The following is a 19,301-nucleotide window of genomic DNA, read 5'->3' as shown; positions in this document are numbered from 1 at the left end:
TCAGCCCTCGCTTGGCGGCATGGTGGCGGCACTGACCGGCGCAGGCGGCACCGGCACGGCGGCCGTGCGCTCGCGCCACTCGACCACCTTGACCGTGGCGCCCGGCGCCACCTTGGCAGCCCCTTCGACAATGACACGCTCGCCCGTCCGCAATCCGGCGCGCACGGACCATTGGCCGCCCTGGTCGCCCGCGTCGGCGATCAGGTCCAGCGCGCGCTGCTCGACCTTGCCGGCGCCGTCGACCACCCAGGCCGTCGCTTCGTTGCGTTCGTTGTGGCGCACGGCCTGGCGCGGCAGCAGCACGGCGTCGGGCTGGACGCCCTGCTCCAACTTGGCCCGCACGTACATGCCCGGCACCAGGAGGCGGTCCGGGTTGGGGAAGCTGGCACGCAGGGTCACGGAACCGGTGTCGCCGTCCACGTTCATCTCGGTAAATTTCAGGGTGCCCGCATGGCGGTAGGGCTGGCCGTCTTCCAGCAGCAAGGTCACCCTGGCCTGGCCCGGCTGCAGGGCACCGCTGCCCAGGCGGCGCTTGAGCTGCGTCAGCTGCTGGCTGGACTGGACGATATCGACGAGGATCGGGTCGACCTGCTGGATGCGCGCCAGGGGCTCGGCCTGCTCGCTGGCCACCAGCGCCCCTTCCGTGACGGCCGAGCGGCCGATGCGCCCGGCAATCGGCGCGCGGATGCGGGTGCGCTGCAGGTCGATCTGCGCCGTCCTCAGCGCCGCCTGGCGCGCCTTGACCCGGGCCAGGCCCTGCTCGTAATTGGCCTGCGCCAGGTCATGGTCCTGCTGGGTGACAGTCTTGCTGTCGATCAGGCGCCGGTAACGCTCGGCGATGATGCGCAGGTTGACGAGGGCGGCCTGCTCGATGGCCAGTTCGGCCTCGGCCTGTTCGTGGCGGGCCGCATGGCTGTCGCTGCCGATTTCATACAGCAGTGCGCCGGCCGCGACGTCCGTGCCTTCCTCGAAGTGGCGCCGCACGATCATGCCGCCCACCTGGGGCCGCACCTCGGAGACACGCAGCGCCGTCACGCGTCCCGGCAGTTCGGCGCGCAGCGGCACCGGCTGGGCCTTCACCGTCAGCACCGCGACGGTGGCGGCGGCGGCCTTCGGCCCGGGCGCGGCGGGCGGTTCGCCACAGCCGGCCAGGGCTGCGGCCATGGTAGCCAAGGCCGCCACGGGCAGGCACATCGATTTTCCCAGCATAGACATCTCGTTTCTATTGATAGTAAGGGGGGGTGAAGGACTAAGCAGCGAGGGTCGCGCCGCCATCGACGACCAGTTCCTGCATCGTGATATGGCTGGCCAGGTCGGAGGCCAGGAACAGCACGGTGTTGGCGATCTCGCGCGCGGTGGCGATCTTGCGCAGGGGGATGCCGACCTTGAACTGCTCCGGCAGGCCCTCGATGGTGCGCCGCATGCCCTGCTCGTCGGGCAGCATGGCGCGCAGCATCGGCGTATCCGTGGAACCGGGCGACACCACGTTGCAGCGCACGCCGTACTGGGCCAGTTCCAGCGCCGCGCAGTGGCTCATGCCCACCAGCGCCGACTTCGACGCGCAGTAGGCCAGCATGTTCAGGCGCGGCACCCGCGCCGCGTTCGACGCCACGTTGACGATGGCGCCGCCCCGCTGGGCGCGGAACTGCGGCATCAGCTCGCGCAGCAGGTAGAACACGGCGCTGACATTGATGTCGAAGCTGGCCTGCCAGTCCTCGACCGTGGTCGAGTCCAGGGTCCCCAGGCGCAGCACGCCCGCCGCGTTGACCAGCACGTCGATACGGGGCGTCTCGGCCAGCAGCTGCCTGCATGCTTTCCCGATGCCCGGCTTGTCCGTGATGTCCAGGCGCACGGTGCGAAACGGGTAGCGCTTGCCGCCCGGACCATCCGGGTGGGTTTCCTCGTCGTCGAAGGCGCGGTCGATGCCCGTCACGCGTGCGCCCAGCTGGCGAAACGCCATGGCGATCTGGTAGCCGATGCCGCGCGCGGCGCCCGTCACCCATACCTGCCGGCCCTCGAACTGCAGCGTCGGCGGCGCCAGCGGCCGCGCACTTTGCGCCGTGCCCAGGTTCTTCTGGTCTGCGAGCATCATGGCGCGGTCCTCAGGCAGCCTGCTTGCGCTCGACCAGCGCCCACCACGCGTTCAGGGTCGGCGTGCCGGCCAGCTCCTCGAACGACACCTTGATGCCGCGCTTGTCCAGCTCCGCCACCAGGTTCATCACCTCCAGCGAATCGAGCCCATAGTCCATCAGGTTCTCGTCCGGACCGAAACCGGTGTCGTCCAGGGCCGGCGCCACGCGCTCGCGCAACCACTCGATGGTCGGCGCGGCGTGCCGGGCCAGCACGGTGCCGGTGGCGACGACGGCGCCACAGCGGCCCGTCACGTAGTCCAGCGCCATGCGGTGTTCGCGCTCGGAGAAATCGGCCACGGCGTCGGCCACCATGAAGGCCTGGATATCGCGCATGAAGGCGTCCAGCGCCGTCGTCATGCAGCCGATATGGGCATAGACACCCGTGATCAGGAGCTGGTCGCGGCCCCATTCGCGCATCAGCTCCTGCAGGTTGGAGCGCTGGAAGGCGCTGTAGCGCCACTTCACCAGCACCGTGTCGCCTGGCGCGGGAGCCAGGGCGGCCGTGACCTGCTGCAGGGCCGGATCGGCGGTGGTCAGGCCCGGGCCCCACATATCGTTGAGCAGCGCCCGCTCGGCGATGCTCTGTTCGACGGGCTGCGCCGTGTAGACGACGGGCACGCCGGCCGCATCGGCCCAGGCGCGCAGCCGGCCGATATTGGCAATGAGGGTCGTCAGCAGTTCGCTGTCGGCGCCGTAGAAACGCAGGAAGTAGTCCTGCATGTCGTGCACCAGCAGCACGGCGCGTTTGGCGTCCACGTGCCATTGCACGCGGTTGGCGGGCAGCGCGGCGGGCGCCGGCAGAGGGTAGGAGGAAATCGAGGGAATGGCCATGGTGTTCTCTTTTCTGGAATAGGGTCAGGCCGCGGCCTGGTTCGTTTCAAGGCCGGCGACGACGGCGCGCAGGGCCACCTTGTCGGTCTTGCCGACGGCCGTCAGCGGCAAGGTGTCGAGCATGCGGAAGCGGTCCGGCAGCTTGAATTCGGCCACGCCCTGCTCGCGCAGGTACTTGCGCAGCAGCGGCGGGCGCAGGGCATCTGTAACGTCGGCTGCGGTGCCGCCACCCGGGCGGGCCACGATGCAGGCGCAGCTCATCTCGCCCAGCAGCGGGTGCGGCACCGACACCAGCGCGGCCTGCAGCACGCGGGGATGGCGCAGCAGCAGGTTCTCCACTTCCTCGGCGGCGATCTTCTCGCCACCCCGGTTGATCTGGTCCTTGACCCGGCCCACCACGGTCAGGTAGCCGTCGACGCCGCGGCGCACCAGGTCGCCCGTGGCGTAGTAGCCTTCCGTGTCGAACACCTGGGCGTTATGCTCGGGCGCGCGGTAGTAGCCGCGGAAAGTGTAGGGGCCGCGCGTCAGCAGCAGCCCTTCCGCGCCGTCCGGCACGTCCTGGCCGTCCAGGTCGACGACGCGCACTTCGTCGAATGGGCTCATCGGCCGGCCCTGGGTCGTATATACCTTGTCTTCCGGGTCGTCCAGGCGGGTGTAGTTGACGAGGCCTTCGGCCATGCCGAACACCTGCTGCAACGCGCAGCCCAGTTCCTCGGGCACGCGGCGCGCCAGCGCCTCGGCGAAGCTGGCGCCGCCCACCTGCAGCAGGCGCACCGAGGCCAGTTGCGCGCGCCGGCCCGGCGCGGCCTGCAGCCACAGCGCCACTGCCGACGGCACCAGGGCCGCCATCGTCACGCCATGGCGTTCGATCAGTGCGAAGCAGCCCAGCGGTTCCGGCGACGGCGCCAGCACGACCGTGCCACCCGCGTGGAACACGCCCAGTGCGCCGGGAGAGCTGAGCAGGAAGTTATGCCCGGCCGGCAGCGCGCACAGGAACCGCGTCGTCGTATCGAGCCGGCAGATCTCGGCGCTGCGGCGCACGCTGTAGTAATAGTCGTCGTGGGTGCGGGGAATCAGCTTGGGCGTGCCGGTGCTGCCGCCGGAGAGCTGGAAGAACGCCACCTCGCTCGCGGGCGACGGCGCCAGGACAGCCGTCCCGCCCTCCTCCATCAGCAGGTCGGCCAGTTCCGTGGCGCCGGCGGGGGCGCCCAGCACCAGTACGTGTGCCAGGCCCGGAACTTCCGCATGCAGGGTGGCGGCAAAGGCGCCGTCGGCGAACAGCGGATGGACACCGGCGCCGATCACGAGCCTGGGCTGCAACTGGCGGGCATAGGCCGTCAGTTCCAGGCGCTGGTGGCTGAACAGCGCATTGACGGGGGCGACGCCGATTTTAAGCAGCGCGAAGAAGACGATATGGAACTCGGCCACGTTGGGCAGCTGCACCAGGGCCGTATCGCCCCGCGCCAGGCCGCGCAGTGCCAGCGCGTGGGCCAGCCGGGTCGACCGCGCATCAAGCTCGCGGTACGTCACCTGCCGTTCGCCGCAGGCGATGGCGATGCCGTCCCCATTGTCGCGGCACTGGCGCGCCAGGATATCGGTCATCGGCAGGCCGAGCCAGCAGCCGGCCTCGCGGTAGCGCCGCGCGGCGTCTTCCGGCCAGCGGGTGAAGTCGATGCCGCTCATGCCGCCTCCGCCGTCGTGCCTTGCGGACGGGGCTCGCCGGTGGCCGGAGCCCGCGCGCCCAATGCGCGCAGCATGGTTCCCAGCTTGCCTTGCGTTTCGGCCCACTCGGCATCCGGGCAGGAATCGGCGACGATGCCGGCCCCGGCGAACAGGCGGATGGTATTACCCTGCACCCTGCCGCACCGGATCGTCACGGCCCATTCGCCGTTGCCATGGGCGTCGCACCAGCCGACGATGCCGGCAAACAGGCCCCGCTCGAAGGGCTCGACCAGGTCGATCAGCTTGCGTGCCTGGCGCGTCGGGTAGCCGCAGACGGCGGGCGTCGGATGCAGGTGGCACGCCAGGTCGAGCGCCGTCAGGCTGGGGTCGCGCAGGGTGCCCTCGATGCGCGTCGACAGGTGCCACATGGCGTTGGTCGACAGCAGCGACGGCTGCTCCGGGACGTCCAGCTCCGTGCACAGGGGCGCCAGAAGGCGGCGGATTTCGTCCGTGACGAAGCGGTGTTCGCGCAGGTCCTTGGCCGACTGCAGCAGCGCGCCGCCGGCGGCCGCGTCGCTGTCGCCATCGGGCTGGCGCCGCGCGGAACCGGCCAGCGGGTTCGACACGATGCGCCCGCCTTCCTTGCGCAGCAACAGCTCGGGGCTGACGCCCACCAGCTCGGCGCCATCGGCCAGCGATACGCGGAACTGGTAACCGGTGGGGTTCTGGGCCGCCAGGCTGGCGAACAGCTCGCCGGCATCGGCGTCGCCGGCCAGTTCCACTTCCAGCACGCGCGACAGCACGGCCTTGCGGATGTCGCTCAGGCCGAAGTTCGCGATGGCCTGGCGCACGCCCTGCTTGAAACGGTCCTCGCCGGGGATGCTGGTTGAAGACAGGATGGGCGGCATCGTGCCGGGGCCCGGACGGGTGTGCGCAGCGCGCTCGAAGATGTCGCTGGCCAGCGGCACCACCAGTTCGGATGGCTGGGCGATATCGAAGGGGATCGCGCCGATCGCGATGGGGTCGGCGATGCCGGCCGCACGCGCGCGCTCGAAGGCCTGGGCCAGCGCGCGCTGCAGGTGGCCGCCCAGGGCGGGCGTGCCGATTCGTTCAAAGATGCCGTCGGCGCGCACGCTCTTGTGCGGCGACAGGAAAAGGGATGATGCCATCGTTACCTCGCAAACTATGGGAGACGTTCACGTTGGCTGGCATCATGCTGGCTACGTTGGGGCGGCGCCCCGGGGAGGTCAGAAATCGTAGGTGGCGCTGACGTAGTAGTTGCGACCCAGCTCGAAGAAGTCGAAGGCCTTGTTCTTCTTCTCCAGGTCGACGTCCGTCAGGTTCTTCACGCCGGTACGCACCGTCAGGTTCCTGTTCACCTTGGCCGACAGCGACAGGTCGACACGGGTGTAGCCCGGCAGGTCCTGCGTCAGGTAGAACTGCTTGCCCGTGTAGTGGGCCGACAGCGACGAGCGCAGCCGGTCCGTCATCTTCCAGTTCAGGGCCACCATGCCCATGTTCTCCGGGCGGTTTTCCAGCCTTGCCTCGGTGCCCGTCTCGTCGATATAGTCGGCCTTCAGGTGGGTGTAGTTGCCGCTGACGGTGAAGGCCGGCGACAGCACCACTTCACCCTGCAGCTCGACGCCGCGGGTCTTGGCCTTGGCCACGTTGGTCCATGCGCGCGACGGGCCGGCGGCGTCGTAGGTGGCGACGATCATGTCCTCGACATCGTTCTTGAAGACGACGGCGGTAAAGTCCCAGCCGGAGCGGTGGATCTCGAAGCCTGCTTCGTAGTTGGTGCTGGTCTCGGGCTGCAGGTTGGCGTTGCCGGACAGGTAGCACTTGCCGCCGCAGCTGACGGTGCGGTATTCGGGGCTCAGCTGGTAGGCTTCCGGCGCCTTGAAGGCCTTGCTGATGCCGCCCTTGACGGTCAGGCCGCCCGCGCCCTGCCATACCAGGTAGCTCTTCGGCGAGAAGTGATTGCCGAAGCGGTTGCTGTCGTCGAAGCGGCCGGCGAGGGTCAGGTGGAGGTTCGGCGCCAGCGCCAGTTCGTCCTCGACGAAGAAGGCCTTGCTGTCGGTGCTGATGCGGCCCGTTTCCAGGTAGGTCACGCCGTCCTTGATGACCTGGCGGCGCAGGTCGATACCGGCCGTGACGGCGTTGATGCCCCAGTTGAAGTTGGCATAGGCCTTGGCGTAGGTATTGTCCTCGTGGAGCACGCGCTCCTGCGGCGTGTTGTAGCGGCTGTTGAAGTCGTCGATGCGGGCGTGTTCCTTCGTGATGAAGGCCGTCGTGTTACCCCAGCCCCAGTCGGCCTTGTGCGTCACGCCGAAGGTGCCCCGTTCGATTTCCTGTTCACGGTAGTCGCGCGTGGTCCAGTCCCAGGCCGCGTTGTAGTCGTAGTAGAACAGCGCGCGCGGGCGCTTGTCGCGGTTGTAGCTGGCGTCGATGTCGAGCGACTGGTTTTCCGCCAGCTTCACCGTCAAGGTGCCGTTCAGGTTGGCGGCGCGTTTTTCCTCAAGGCGCGCCGGGCGCGTGTCGTCCGATTTCGACGTGGCATACCAGGCGTCGCGGTCGTAGAATTCGCCGGCCAGCGACAGGCCGAAGGTGTCGTTGAGCGCACCGGAAACGGCGGCGCTGACGCGGTACTGGTCGCCCTCCTCGCCCGGCTGCACGACACGGTATTCGCCGCCGATGCTGCCCTTCCACTCGCGCGTGGGCGCCTTCGTGATGATGTTGACGACGCCGCCGATGGCGTCCGACCCGTACAGCGCCGCCATCGGGCCGCGCACGATCTCCACGCGCTTGATCGAGGACAGCGGGATCGAGCTGAAATCGAAGTCGCCGCCGCGCCACAGGGCGCCGCCGGACGACACCCGCTTGCCGTTCACCAGCATCAAGGTGTACTTGCCGCCCAGGCCACGGATCTGGATCTCGTCGCGGCCCGTGCTGTCCGTCATGTTGTTGACGCCGACCGTATCGCGCAGCAGGTCCGGCAGGCTGTTGACGGGCGACTTGTTGATGTCTTCCTCGGTGACGATGGTGGTGAAGGCCGGCGCCGACGCGGCCGTGTGATTGCGCAGCGAGGCCGTGACCACCACGACGGACTGCTCGGAAACCGCTGCCCCAGCGGGTGCTTCAGGTGCATCGGCAGCAAAAGCGTGCTGACCGATGGCGGCGATACTGATTGCTAACAGCTTTCTTGTGATGGACATTATGATTTGCCTATTGTTATAAAATTCGCACTTCCCAGAAACGCGAATGATACTGATTCTCATTTACATAGGCAATGACTTTTTTTCTTCGGCCGGCGCTAGCGCGCTGGAACCGGTTTGACGCGTAAAACGGGGTAAATTTCACCAGTAAAATGTAGCGTTATCGCAACATTCGTGCGGTGCGGCGGTAGTGCACTGCCGGCAGGGCCTGCGGTGTCTGTCGATACTTGCTCGAAACCGATCTCTGACGGTTTTCGAGCAACGTTTCGGAGCCGGCGGAGCCGATGGGATGTCCGGCCGCATGGGAACGACCGGTATTGAGGCCTCGTCAGAATTCGGTGTCTGAACCAGGTGTTTGACACCGAATCGCGATCGACGTTTACCGCACCGTCAGCTTGCCCGTGCCCGCGTTGGTCAGCACGGACTGCTTCACGGCCGAGGTGGACAGCAGTGGCACGCTGTACGGCACGGTCCAGCCGACGGAGGCGCTGAAGCTGCACTTGCTGGCCACGTTCAGCGCCGCACCGTTCAGCAGCGAGCCCGTATCCGTGATGGCGCCCGTCTTGCTCGACGAACCCGGGTTCGTCAGGATATTGGCGCAGCCGGAAGCGCCGGCGATATCGAAGGCATTGTTCTGCGAGATGATTTTCGCCAGGTAGCCCACGCCGATGCTGTAATGGTGCGGATACACGGCGTGCGAGCGGCTGCCCTCGAAGTAGTTGTTGTACAGGTGGACCATGCCGAAACGCACGCGCGGCGCCCGCTCGGACACGTGCAGGAAGTGGTTGTTGTTGAACGTGACGGTCAGGTGGCCGTTGTCGCTGGTGGTGCTGTCGGACGAGCCGATCAGGTTGTTCTTCGTGTGCAGTTCGAAGCGGTTGTTCGACACCGTCACGTAGTCCGACCCGTTCTTGACGTCCAGCGCGCCGTCGTGGCACTGCTTGATCTTGCCGTTACTGACGGGCAGGGTGTTGTCCGTCCTGGGTGCGTCCGTGAACACGTTGTGGTCGATCCATACATTCTTCGAATTGCTGATCACCACGGCGTCGAACTCGGAGTTCCAGTTGCCGCTGCTGCCATCGTTCGGGTCCCACACGGGATTGACGTCGCAAGGATTGACGATGGCGAGGTTGCGCACGATGACGTTCTGCACGCCGCTGATGGAAATGGTGGCGTTCACCAGACGCGCGTCGCTGCCCGTGCCGATCAGGGTGCTGTTGCTGCCCACCTTGATCTGACTGCGCTGGGCCTGGTCGCTGGTGCTCGTGAACGGGCCGCCGTTGTCGGACGCCGCCATGTCGATGGTGCCGGTCAGCTTGATGATCTTCGGATTATTGCCCTGTGCCTTCAGCGCCGCCAGCAACTGGTAGGCGGAACTGACCTTGTACACGGCCGTCGCCGGCGCCGCGGCACCGCCCGTCGTGCCGCCATTGCGTCCGGCCCAACCGCTGACCGGCGCTGCTTCCGTGCTGGCATCGGTACCGGCCCCTGGCGTCGGGGTCGGGGTGGGAGTCGGGGTGGGGGTGGGGGTCGGGGCCGGCGTCGTTCCGCCCACCGGGCCGACGGCGCACTTCTTGGCAACGCCCGGATTCGGGTCCGAGCCGAAGGTGGCCACCGTGCACGGCACGTTGTTGGACAGGGTCTTCACGACGAACTTGTCCTTGCTGCCGAAGGAAACGGCGCGCGAGCTGGAGCCCACCTTGCAGGTGCCGCCCTGGTCCGCGCACTTGGAATAGCCGGATGGCCAGTCGGCCGCCTGTACCGCGCCGGCCGCAAACAGCAGCGTCGCCGCAAAGGCTGGCATGAGATGTTTTGATGTCAAGATTCGTCTCCCAGTTGAAATTTCCTGCGGCAAGGGCGCCGCAGGTCAACTGACATCATACAACTTCCGAGACGAAAACATTCAATTAAAGCAATGTTGCGCAACAATTGAGCAAAGGGATTTCACAATGCTCAACTACTGAGCGCAGGGTTGTCTCCTGCCATCAAGCGGTCGTCTTGTGACCGTCGCCGCGCTGGGCGCGATAGATGCCGCGGTGACCGGAGACCAGATAGGCAACGGCGCAAGCCAGCGCCGCGTACGGGCCCACGGCGGGGCCGAACAGCTCCAGCGCCATCACGGTCGATGCCAGGGGCGTGTTGGCGGCGCCGGCAAACACGGCAACAAAGCCGACGCCGGCCAGCATGGCGAACGGCAGGTGCAGCAGTGGCGCCAGCGCGTTGCCCAGGGTGGCACCGATATAGAACAGGGGCGTTACTTCCCCGCCCTTGAAACCGCTGCCCAGGGAAGCGACGGTGAAGACGAACTTGCCCAGCCAGTCCCATGGCGGCAGCGGCTGCGCGAAGGCCTCGACGATGACGGGAATGCCCAGCCCCACATAGCGCTGCGTCCCGATCGCCCACACGGCGCAGGCGACGACGAGGCCGCCCAGCGCGGGGCGCAGCGGCGCGTACGGCAACCACCTCTTCATCACGCCTGACAGGCCGTGGGTGGCGCCCGCGAACGCCCTTCCCGCCAGGCCGAAGGCGATGCCGGCGACGACGATGGCGCCGATGCTCCATGCGGTGATGGCGGGGACGGTGCCAATGGCATAGTACGTGTGGTGAACGCCCCAGGCCAGTCCCACCTGGTCGGCCAGGATGGCCGAGGCGATGCAGGGAAAAATGGCATCATGGCGCAGGCGCCCGATCACGAGCACCTCCAGCCCGAACACGGCCCCCGCCAGCGGCGTGCCGAAGACGGAAGCGAATCCCGCGCTGATGCCGGCCATCAAGAGCAGACGACGGTCGCCCGGACCCAGGCGCGGCAACCGTGACAGCTGGTCCGCCAGGGTGCCGCCCATCTGCACGGCCGTGCCCTCGCGCCCCACCGAGGCGCCGAACAGGTGCGAAAGGACGGTACCGGCCAGCACCAGGGGCGCCATGCGCAGCGGCACGACATTGGTCGGGTCGTGGATTTCGTCGATCAGCAGGTTGTTCCCCGCCTCCACCGCCCGGCCGAAGCGCCAGTAGACCCAGCCGACGGCAAAGCCGGCCAGCGGCAGGCCCCAGACGATGGCGGGATACGCGATGCGCCAGGCAGTGGCGGTATCGAGAGCGAACAGGAACAGTGCGGAAGCGCTGCCGGCCAGCACGGCGACCAGCGCGGACAAGACGCTCCATTTCGCCAGGTAGGGCAGCATGCGCGACAGCGAAGCGGGAGGTTCGGGCAGGGAAGTCATCGAGCGCGACTATAACATGGCCCTCTGGCAACCCTGCCCTGGCGACAACTAGTTGCTCAGAAAATGGGGTCTGTCCCCATTTTCCAGGCAAGGTCAGTGATGCTCGTGCCCGCCCCCGCGCCGCACCTTCATCGCTTCCGCGGCCGGCACCGTCGGTGCATCCGGCGCCGTCGGCGCGGGCGGCAGCTCGCCCTTCCATTCGTAGGCCACCGTGCCTTTCGGATGGCGGTAATGACCGGGGTCGCGGTAGTCGCCGCGGCGTACGTCGGGACGCACCTTCAGCATCGTGAACATGCCGCCCATCTCGATGTCGCCGAACTGGCCCTTCCCCGTCATCATCGGCAGCGTGTTTTCCGGCAGCGCCATCTGCATGCCGCCCATCGAACCGCCCTTCTCGCCCATCACCATATAGCCCGGCACGAGGGCGTTGATCTTCTCGGCCACGCCGCGGTGGTCGACGCCGATCAGGGTCGGCACGTCGTGGCCCATGGCGTTCATCGTGTGGTGCGACTTGTGGCAATGGAAGGCCCAGTCGCCGGGATTGTCGGCGACGAACTCGATGGCGCGCATCTGGCCGACGGCGATATCGGTCGTCACTTCCGGCCAGCGGGCACCCGGCCTGACCCAGCCGCCGTCGGTTCCCGTCACTTCGAAGGTGTGGCCATGCACGTGGATGGGGTGGTTCGTCATCGTCAGGTTGCCGGCCCGGATGCGGACCCGCTCGCCCTGGCGCACCACCATCGGATCGATGCCGGGGAAGACGCGGCTGTTGAAGGTCCACAGGTTAAAGTCCAGCATCGTGTTGACCTTCGGCGTATAGCTGCCCGGCTCGATGTCGTAGGCGCCCAGCAGGAACACGAAGTCGCGGTCCACGGCATGCTGGCGCGGGTCCTTCGGATGCGTCACCCAGAAGCCCATCATGCCCATGGCCATCTGCGTCATCTCGTCCGCATGCGGGTGATACATGAAGGTGCCGGCGTGCTTCGCCACGAATTCGTAGACGAAGGTCTTGCCCGGCTGGATGGCAGGCTGCGTGACGCCGGAAATGCCGTCCATCCCGTTCGGCAGGATCTGGCCATGCCAGTGGATGCTGGTGTGCTCGGGCAGCTTGTTGGTGACGAAAATGCGTACCCTGTCGCCCTCCACCACTTCGATGGTGGGGCCCGGGCTCTGGCCGTTGTAGCCCCACAGGTTGGCGTGCATGCCCGGCGCCAGCTCGCGCACGACGGGTTCGGCCACCAGGTGGAATTCCTTGACGCCGTCCTTCATGCGCCACGGCAGGCTCCAGCCGTTCAAGGTGACGACGGGATTGTAGGGCCGTCCGTTCGGTGGCAACAAGGGGGCGGCGGTGGTGGCCGTGCCCTGCACGGGTGCTTCCGGCAGCGAGGCGGCGCCCGCCTTGCTGACCAAGCCGGCGCCGACCAGCGCGGCGCCCTGCAAAAACGATCTGCGATTGTTCATTGGGTTACTCCGTGTGCTCGGTGATGCGAGTGGTCTTGCGTCGTCGTGGCGGGCAGGCGGCCGCCCAGCGCCGCTTCCAGGCCGGCCTCGGCCAGCCAGAACGCCTTTTGCGCGTCGATATAGGCAATGACGGCGCTGCGCTGTTCGCGCGCATCGGCCAGCAGCTCGAACACGCTGACCAGCATGCCGTTATAGCGCAGCAGCGTCTCGTCCGACAGCTGCTTCCTCACGGGGATGACGACGTCCCGGTAGTGGCGCGCCAGGTCGTAGCCGGCGCGGTAGGCCTGGTAGCTTTCGCGTGCCTCGCTGCGGGCATCGGCCGCCGTCTGCGCCAGCCGGTTGACGGCCTGCATGTACACCGCCTCGGCCCGTACCGTGCGGGCGCCGCCCCAGTCGAACAGGGGAATTTCCAGGGTGATCTCGTAGCCGCGCTGGCGCTCGGCGCCCTCCCGTTCGTGCACGCCGCCCAGCTCCAGCACGTTGATGAAACGGGTGGCGCGGCTCAGGCCCAGCGATGCCGCCGTGTGCTGCGAAGCCAGGGTGGCGGCGCGGATGTCGAGCCGCTCGCGCACGGCGACCTGCTCGACATCCGTCATCTCGCGCGGCGCGGCAGGCAGATCCGGCAGGCGCTCCGGCAGCCGGTATGCCGCCTGCCCGCCCCACAGTCCCATCAGCCGCGTCAACGCTTCGCGCGCGGCGGTGGCGGCCGACGTGGCGCGCACCACGTCGGCCATCGCCTCGGCATAGAAGGCCTGCTCGCGGGCCTGGTCGAAGGCGCTCCAGTTGCCGGCGCGGCGCATGCGCTGGCCCAGGTCGGCACTGGCATCGGCCGCCGCGGCAACCTGGCGTGCATACGCCAGCGACTGCGTGGCGGCGACCGCCTCGACCCAGGCGCGGCGCGTATTCGATGCCACCGTCACCGCCTCGTTCGCCACCTGCAGCCGCGTGGCCTCCAGCTGGCGCCCTTCGATGCGCGTGGCCAGCGGCGCCGTGATCAGGCTGACGAGGTTGAAGGTCAGGCTGCGCTCGATCGACGTCGTGCCGCCGCCCGTCTTGTGCTGGTAGCCAAACGCGGGGTTGCTGAGCCGACCGGCCTGCACCAGGTCCGCTTCGGCGATGCCCAGCTCCCAGTAGCTCGCCTGCAGGCCCCGGTTGTTCAGCAGCGCGATCTGTACGGCGTCGTCGGCCGTCAGCGGCTGCGTCATGCGCGCGGCCAGCAGCTCGTCCAGCGCGCGGCGGTCGGCATCGCTGCGCAGCAGTTTTACGGGTGCACCCGCCTTCGCCTGCGCCAGGTCGTTGACGGCCTGGATGCCGCCGTCCGGCGAGAAGGTGGCGCAGCCCGAGAGGCTTATCGCCAGCGCCGCAACGGCGAGGAGCCTTGGCTTGGTTCCGGGCTTATTCATGGTGGCCCTCGTGCCCCTTGTGGGGATTGTGGGCATCCCGTGCCTTGCCGCCGGCATCCTTGGGCGCCGGTGCCGGCATATGGTGACCGGCGTGCGGATCCTGGGCCGGTGCGGGCTTGGCCGCGTCGTGGTGCATGTGCATCGCATGCCCGGACGGGCCGGCCACGGCCGCGTTGGCGGCGCGCCAGTTGGCGGCAGGCGTGGTGCTGTCGGGCTTAATGGAGCGGAACGCCGCCAGCGGGGATTGATAGGTCGTCGCCGGTACCGGGGCGGCCGGATTGGCGGCGTCCTGGGGCGATGCTGCATGCGCGGATGCGCACATCGCCAGCCAGGCGGCCAGCGTGATGGTGAATCGATTCATTGGAAAACCTCGTGCTTGAACGGCCCGCGCGGTGCGCGGGCGACACCGGCCCCTCAGGGACCGGACCGTCGGGGATCAGGCGTGCAGGCGTTTCGGCGGGCGCTCGATGCCGGCCAGGTCGACGGCAGCGGGCGCCGTCGTCTCGAAGGGAATGGGGGCGCCGCCTGCGTCCGGCAGGGCCGGCGCGGTCGGCATCCTCGTGGCCAACGGCGCGCCGGTGCAGCAGAACGCAGCCCCGGCACACTTGGCGTCCTGGCCATGGTGGCCGGGACTGTCGTTCTCGCCATGGCTGGCATGCTGCTGCGCCGCCACCATGGCGGCATGGTCGTGATGTTCTTCCATGGCCGCTGCCGGCACGGCCGCCATCGGGGCTGCCGGCGGTGCGCACAGCAGCATCGTGCTGGCGGCGAACCCTTGCAGGGGCACGCCGGCCAGCAGCAGCCAGATGAGGAAGGTCCGAAGCAGCGCTTTCATGGCCGCCATCTTACCATGGCATGGGGGCGTTCATCAGCGGAACTGCTCCGGCGCGCGGCCGATCGGCTCGTCCATATTGGCCAGGAACCACGTCAGGGTGGTCATCACGGCCACGTGGCGCTTCAGGTCTTCCGGCTTGACCTTGTCGAAGGTGTCGGCCGGCGTGTGGTGGTAATTGAAGTAGCTGCTCGTGTCGACATGGGGCGCGAAGCTGGGCACGCCATCGGACTCCATATAATGCAGGTCGCCCTCGCCCAGTACGTCGCGGCGGGTCAGCGCGCCGGCGCCGATCTTGACGAGGCTGGCCTGCAGCGGCGCGAACAGTTTCTCGTACTGGGGACGTACGCCGGCCACGACACCGAAGGTGCGGCCGGCAACGCCGCCGTCGCTTTCGATGGCGGCGAACTGCTTGTCCAGCGCCGCCTTGTGGGCCTGGTGGTAGGCGCGCCCTCCGCTGCCGCCGTTTTCCTCGGCCATCCAGGCCACCACACGGATGGTGCGGCGCGGCTTCAGGTTCAGCTTCTTCAGCGTTTCGATGACGCCCATCGAGGCCGTCACGCCGGTGGCGTCGTCATGCGCGCCCGTGGCCAGGTCCCACGAATCGAGGTGGCCGGAAACGATCACCACTTCGTCGGCCTTGTCCGTGCCCGGCAGGTCGGCAATGACGTTGAAGCTGTCGGCGTCGGGCAGGTTCTGCGGCGTCAGGGTCAGGTGCATCCTGACTGGGCCGCGCCGGGACAGGCGCTTGATCAGCATCGCATCCTCGGCCGTCACGGCGGCGGCCGGGATGCGCTTGCCCTCTTCCAGCCGCGTCATGCCCGTGTGGGTCAGGCGGAAGTCCGCGCCGCCGACGGAGCGCACCAGCGCCGCGGCGGCGCCCAGGTCGGCCGCCAGTGCCGGGCCACGCGTGCGCGCCGCGGAACCGCGGCCATAGGCATTGCCGGCCAGGCCGCGGTCGGCCATGCCCTGGTCGAACGGCACGTCGATCAGCACGATCTTGTCCTTCACCTGCGCGCCGCGGGCCTTCAGTTCGTCGAAATCATGCACGACGATGACTTCGGCCGTCAGGCCGCCGGCCGGGGTCGCGCCGGAGCCGCCCAGTGCTGTCAGCACGACGTTCTGCGTCACGCCGTTCGGGCGTCCCGCGTAATCGACCAGCCGCGCCTTTTCCTCGCCCCGCACCCAGTGCGGCACCTTGACCGGCTGCAAGGTCACCTTCGCGCCCAGCTTGCGCATCGTGTCGGCCACCTGCTCGACGGCTGCTGCGGCGCCGGCCGAACCGGACAGGCGCGGTCCGATCAGGTCCGTCATGTCCTCCAGGCGGCCGTAGGCCCAGTCGCTCGCCATCGCCGTATCGCGGATCTGCGCCAGGGTGGCGCTGTCGTTGGGTGAAGCGGCATGGACGGGGACGGCGGCGATGGCGAACAGGCTGGCGGCAATGGCGGTCAGTACGGGCTGGCGGAGGTTCATGCGTTGGGTCCTGGTGAGGGGCGCGCGGTGGCGCCGGAACCCATAACGATAACCCATTTGACAAGCTTGTGCAGGACGGTCCCGGGCCAGCGCCTGGCACGGGCAGCGGTTGCCTGGCGCCTGCCGATGGCTTAGACTTCGCTCATGCTCAAAGGCCAACTCTGCACGGTGCGGCACCTGCTCAATACCGACCTCAATACGTTCATCGCGCTGGTCAACGACCTGCCGTCGCGGGGCGAGCATTTTTCACTGCAGTTCAAGTCGCCCGAGGCGATGCGCAAGGAATTCGTGCAGACGGGCTTCGTCACCGAAGACAGCGAACTGTTCGTCGTCGAGGACCGGCAGCACCACATCGTCGGCGTCATCACCCACTTCAAGACACGCACGCCGACCAGCCGGGAAATCGGCTACCGCCTGTTCGACCGCGAGCTGGACGGCCAGGGCTACACGACGGAGGCGCTGCGGCTGCTGTGCAGCTACCTGTTTCGCGTGCATACGTGGCACCGGCTGGAAGTGCTGGCCGCGCCGGCCAATATCGCGTCCGTGCGGGTGGCGCAGAAATGCGGCTTTCGCGTCGACGGCAGGTTGCGCGAGGCCTTCTTCATCAACGGCCGCTACGCGGATGTGCAGATCATGAGCCTGCTGCGGCCGGAATGGGAGCAGCTGGCGGCCGCCGGGCCATGATGCCTGGCCCGAGCTTGTTACAGGGCTTGGCGCGATTGTAAGAATGTGTATTAGCGATGTGCACGCTTGACGTGCTTCGTTATAGTCACCTCATCTGCCGACAGGCCAGTACATAATAATGAGGGGAAACACCATGACGATCAAAAAATTCCTGAGCGTGCTGCTGCTGGGTGCCGCCGCCCTCACCACCTCTTCCGCCGCGCTGGCCGCCGGCGACCGTGAATTCAATACCGCCGCCGGCGCCGTGCTGGGCGCGGCCATCGGCAGCCACAATGCCGGCACGGGCGGCGCCATCGTCGGTGGCCTGGCTGGTGCCGCCATCGGCAACGCAATCAGCTCGGACCGTCACCGCGAGCGCAGCCGCGTCTACGCCCAGCCGCAACGGGTCTACTACGAACCGGCGCCGGTCTATTACGAACGCGCGCCGCGCGTGCATTACGTCGAGCCGCGCCGCGTGTACCGCGAGCGTTACTACGAATCGCGTTACTACGAACCGCGCCACCATGGCCGCGGTCATGGACGCGGGCACGGACGTGGTCACGGCCACGGCCACCACGGTCACTGATCCGTATCAACGAAGCCCGGCACCGCCGGGCTTTTTTCATGTCTGTCCCCTTCTTTTGCCCCTCCCCCCGCTAGCGGCGCATGAACAATGGAGAAGCCATGCCCGCCCGCGATACCGTCATTGCCCTGGAAAAGGGCCACTACCGCCTCGCTGAACAGATCGGCGCCTCCGTGTACGGCGTGCTGTGGCGCGCCATGGGGCCTGGGGCACAGGGCGACGTCGCGCTCAAGCTGGTGAACCGGGAGCAGATGGCGCGTGCCCAGCCGGGCCAGCGCGAGCGGTGGATCGCCAGCGCCGCCACCGAGATCGCTTTCCTGCAGACGCTGGCGCCGTGGGACGGCCGGCATATCGTCCGGCTGCTCGACAGCGGCTGGTGCGACGGCCTGCCCGTGCTGGCGCTGGAACTGCTGCAGTCGGACCTGGCGCGGCACCTGGCGCACCGGCGTGCCGCCGGCGCCAGCCCCGGCCTGGCACAGGTACTGGACTGGCTCGGCCAGCTGAACCAGGCCCTGGCCAAGGTGCACGGCCACGGCTGGCGCTACCTCGACCTGAAGCCGGCCAATATCCTCGTCACCCGCGACGGCGGCGTCAAGCTGGCCGACTTCGGCACCAACCGGCCCCTGGCCGACGCCGCAGCGCACAGCTACGCGGGCACGGCCAACTGGCAGGCGCCGGAGCAGTTCGTGCCGGCCCCGGGCGGCGGCTACGCGACGGGCCGCCAGACCGACTACTTCGCGCTGGGCGTCCTGTTCCACTACCTCGTCACGGGTGGCACGCCACTGCGCTGGAATGCCGCCTGCGCCCAGGCCTACCGCGCCCACCCCGCCGACTGTGGCCGCCATCTGCTCGACGCCCACGGCGGCAGCCTGCCGCCGCCCCTGGCGCCCGACGAGGAAGCGCGCTTCGCCGCGCTGCTGCCCCGCGCCGCCCGCGATCCCGCCCTGGCCCTGCTGCGTGCGCTGCTCGCCGCCGATCCCGCCCAACGCCCCCGCGATGCCGTGCAAATCAGCCGGATGCTGCAGGCCGTGCGCGCCGGCGCCGGCTGCGCCCCGCTGCACGCGGTGCGACCCGCACTCGTCGAGGCCTGCGCATGAACGGCACGCCGACATTGTCGCTGTTGCGCTTTGCCTTATCTGCCTTGTTCGCGTTGCAGTTGCTTGCCCTGCTGCGCGCACCGGCGGCGTGGCAGCCCGCCGCCATCGCCATTACGCTCGCACCCGGGCAGTCGCAGCCGCTGGGCCGGCGCGAGCTGGCGGCCGTGCAGGCGCAGGCGGACCACGTCACCGTGCGGCGCGATGGCGCGGGCACGTGGTACGTGGCGATGCCGGATGGGGTGCGTCCGCCCGTGCTGGGCCGCGCCACGGGCGAGAACCGCATGGGCAGCGTGGCGGCGCACGGCCTGCGTTCGTTCCAGGTCGGCGCCGTCGTGTTGCGTCTATCGGAGGCGCACGGCCAGGGCATCGCTTTTCTCCACGGCGCGCGCCGCTGGGACTACGACGGCGCCACCCTGCGCCGCGATGGCGTGGCCCAGCCGCCCTGCCCCGGCGCGGCGCTTACGGCCCGCATCGCGGCGGCGTGGAACCGGGCCGTACCCGGGGCGTTGACGCTCGCACGGGGCCTGACGTTCGGCGGCAACCTGCACTGCGGGAACCGGCTCGGCCTGGAAGACGTCGCGGCCGGCACGGCGCAACTGGCCAGGAAGGATGGCGCGCTGTGGCTGTCGGCGGCCCCGGATGCGGCCGTGGCCGTGCTGGCCGACGGCGCCGACCTGCGCGCATCGAGCCAGCCGCTGGCGGACGTGCGGTCGCTGGCGATCGGCGCC

At 68.4% G+C, this 19,301-nt stretch carries 16 protein-coding genes and 1 pseudogene; 4 read left to right on the top strand and 13 right to left on the bottom strand.

Translation table 11 applies throughout. From position 1 onward, the window contains the following. The 13 genes from GM672_RS14785 to GM672_RS14725 all read right to left on the bottom strand — a co-directional run bounded on the left by GM672_RS14785 (position 1) and on the right by GM672_RS14725 (position 16,230). The gene (locus GM672_RS14785; RefSeq protein ID WP_170300074.1) at positions 1-1,209 is read right to left on the bottom strand and encodes an efflux RND transporter periplasmic adaptor subunit; all 1,209 of its coding nucleotides are present in this window, start codon (positions 1,207-1,209) and stop codon (positions 1-3) included. A 40-nt stretch (positions 1,210-1,249) separates the two neighbouring features. Then, on the bottom strand, positions 1,250-2,092 hold the full coding sequence (gene dhbA / locus GM672_RS14780; RefSeq protein WP_229417744.1) for a 2,3-dihydro-2,3-dihydroxybenzoate dehydrogenase: 843 nt from the start codon (positions 2,090-2,092) through the stop codon (positions 1,250-1,252). Positions 2,093-2,102: 10 nt separating this feature from the next. Beyond that, a complete protein-coding gene (locus tag GM672_RS14775; protein ID WP_155471300.1) occupies positions 2,103-2,963 on the bottom strand; it encodes an isochorismatase in 861 nt (286 codons plus the stop codon). A 24-nt stretch (positions 2,964-2,987) separates the two neighbouring features. Then, positions 2,988-4,646: a (2,3-dihydroxybenzoyl)adenylate synthase gene (locus GM672_RS14770; protein WP_155471299.1), complete on the bottom strand. Its 1,659-nt coding sequence runs from the start codon at positions 4,644-4,646 to the stop codon at positions 2,988-2,990. Next, complete coding sequence (locus GM672_RS14765) at positions 4,643-5,794, bottom strand: isochorismate synthase (protein ID WP_155471298.1); 1,152 nt, start codon at positions 5,792-5,794, stop codon at positions 4,643-4,645. The genes GM672_RS14770 and GM672_RS14765 overlap by 4 nt, the downstream gene beginning before the upstream one ends. A 78-nt stretch (positions 5,795-5,872) precedes the next feature. Next, the gene (locus GM672_RS14760; protein WP_170300073.1) at positions 5,873-7,840 is read right to left on the bottom strand and encodes a TonB-dependent receptor plug domain-containing protein; all 1,968 of its coding nucleotides are present in this window, start codon (positions 7,838-7,840) and stop codon (positions 5,873-5,875) included. A gap of 379 nt (positions 7,841-8,219) precedes the next feature. After that, on the bottom strand, positions 8,220-9,644 hold the full coding sequence (locus tag GM672_RS14755) for a pectate lyase family protein (protein WP_155471296.1): 1,425 nt from the start codon (positions 9,642-9,644) through the stop codon (positions 8,220-8,222). A gap of 181 nt (positions 9,645-9,825) precedes the next feature. Further along, positions 9,826-11,061, bottom strand: coding sequence for a voltage-gated chloride channel family protein (locus tag GM672_RS14750; RefSeq protein ID WP_155471295.1), 1,236 nt, complete (start codon positions 11,059-11,061; stop codon positions 9,826-9,828). A 93-nt stretch (positions 11,062-11,154) separates the two neighbouring features. Beyond that, positions 11,155-12,522 (bottom strand): multicopper oxidase family protein, encoded by a 1,368-nt coding sequence (locus GM672_RS14745; protein ID WP_155471294.1) that lies wholly within the window; start codon positions 12,520-12,522, stop codon positions 11,155-11,157. Then, positions 12,519-13,925, bottom strand: a complete 1,407-nt coding sequence (locus GM672_RS14740) for a TolC family protein (RefSeq protein WP_155471293.1) — start codon at positions 13,923-13,925, stop codon at positions 12,519-12,521. Before GM672_RS14740 ends, GM672_RS14745 begins: the two co-directional genes overlap by 4 nt. After that, positions 13,918-14,286: a hypothetical protein gene (locus tag GM672_RS14735; RefSeq protein WP_155471292.1), complete on the bottom strand. Its 369-nt coding sequence runs from the start codon at positions 14,284-14,286 to the stop codon at positions 13,918-13,920. The genes GM672_RS14740 and GM672_RS14735 overlap by 8 nt, the downstream gene beginning before the upstream one ends. A 75-nt stretch (positions 14,287-14,361) precedes the next feature. Continuing rightward, complete coding sequence (locus tag GM672_RS14730) at positions 14,362-14,760, bottom strand: hypothetical protein (RefSeq protein ID WP_155471291.1); 399 nt, start codon at positions 14,758-14,760, stop codon at positions 14,362-14,364. Positions 14,761-14,793: 33 nt separating this feature from the next. After that, positions 14,794-16,230, bottom strand: coding sequence for a M20/M25/M40 family metallo-hydrolase (locus GM672_RS14725; protein WP_155471290.1), 1,437 nt, complete (start codon positions 16,228-16,230; stop codon positions 14,794-14,796). A 144-nt stretch (positions 16,231-16,374) separates the two neighbouring features. Between GM672_RS14725 and GM672_RS14720 the strand changes: the two genes are divergently transcribed. From GM672_RS14720 to GM672_RS14705, 4 genes and pseudogenes are all read left to right on the top strand, one after another. Further along, positions 16,375-16,914, top strand: coding sequence for a GNAT family N-acetyltransferase (locus GM672_RS14720; RefSeq protein WP_155471289.1), 540 nt, complete (start codon positions 16,375-16,377; stop codon positions 16,912-16,914). A gap of 133 nt (positions 16,915-17,047) precedes the next feature. Beyond that, complete coding sequence (locus tag GM672_RS14715) at positions 17,048-17,479, top strand: glycine zipper domain-containing protein (protein WP_155471288.1); 432 nt, start codon at positions 17,048-17,050, stop codon at positions 17,477-17,479. 98 nt (positions 17,480-17,577) lie between these two features. Further along, on the top strand, positions 17,578-18,573 hold the full coding sequence (locus GM672_RS14710) for a protein kinase domain-containing protein (protein ID WP_155471287.1): 996 nt from the start codon (positions 17,578-17,580) through the stop codon (positions 18,571-18,573). Continuing rightward, positions 18,570-19,301 (top strand): annotated as a pseudogene (locus tag GM672_RS14705) (FtsW/RodA/SpoVE family cell cycle protein); the annotation flags it as partial. The gene GM672_RS14710 and the pseudogene GM672_RS14705, both read left to right, overlap by 4 nt.

This window comes from Pseudoduganella buxea (assembly GCF_009720835.1).
Classification (GTDB): Bacteria; Pseudomonadota; Gammaproteobacteria; order Burkholderiales; family Burkholderiaceae_D; genus Rugamonas; species Rugamonas buxea.
Note: the sequence above shows the minus strand (reverse complement) of the source record. Positions and strands in the feature narration are given on the sequence as shown.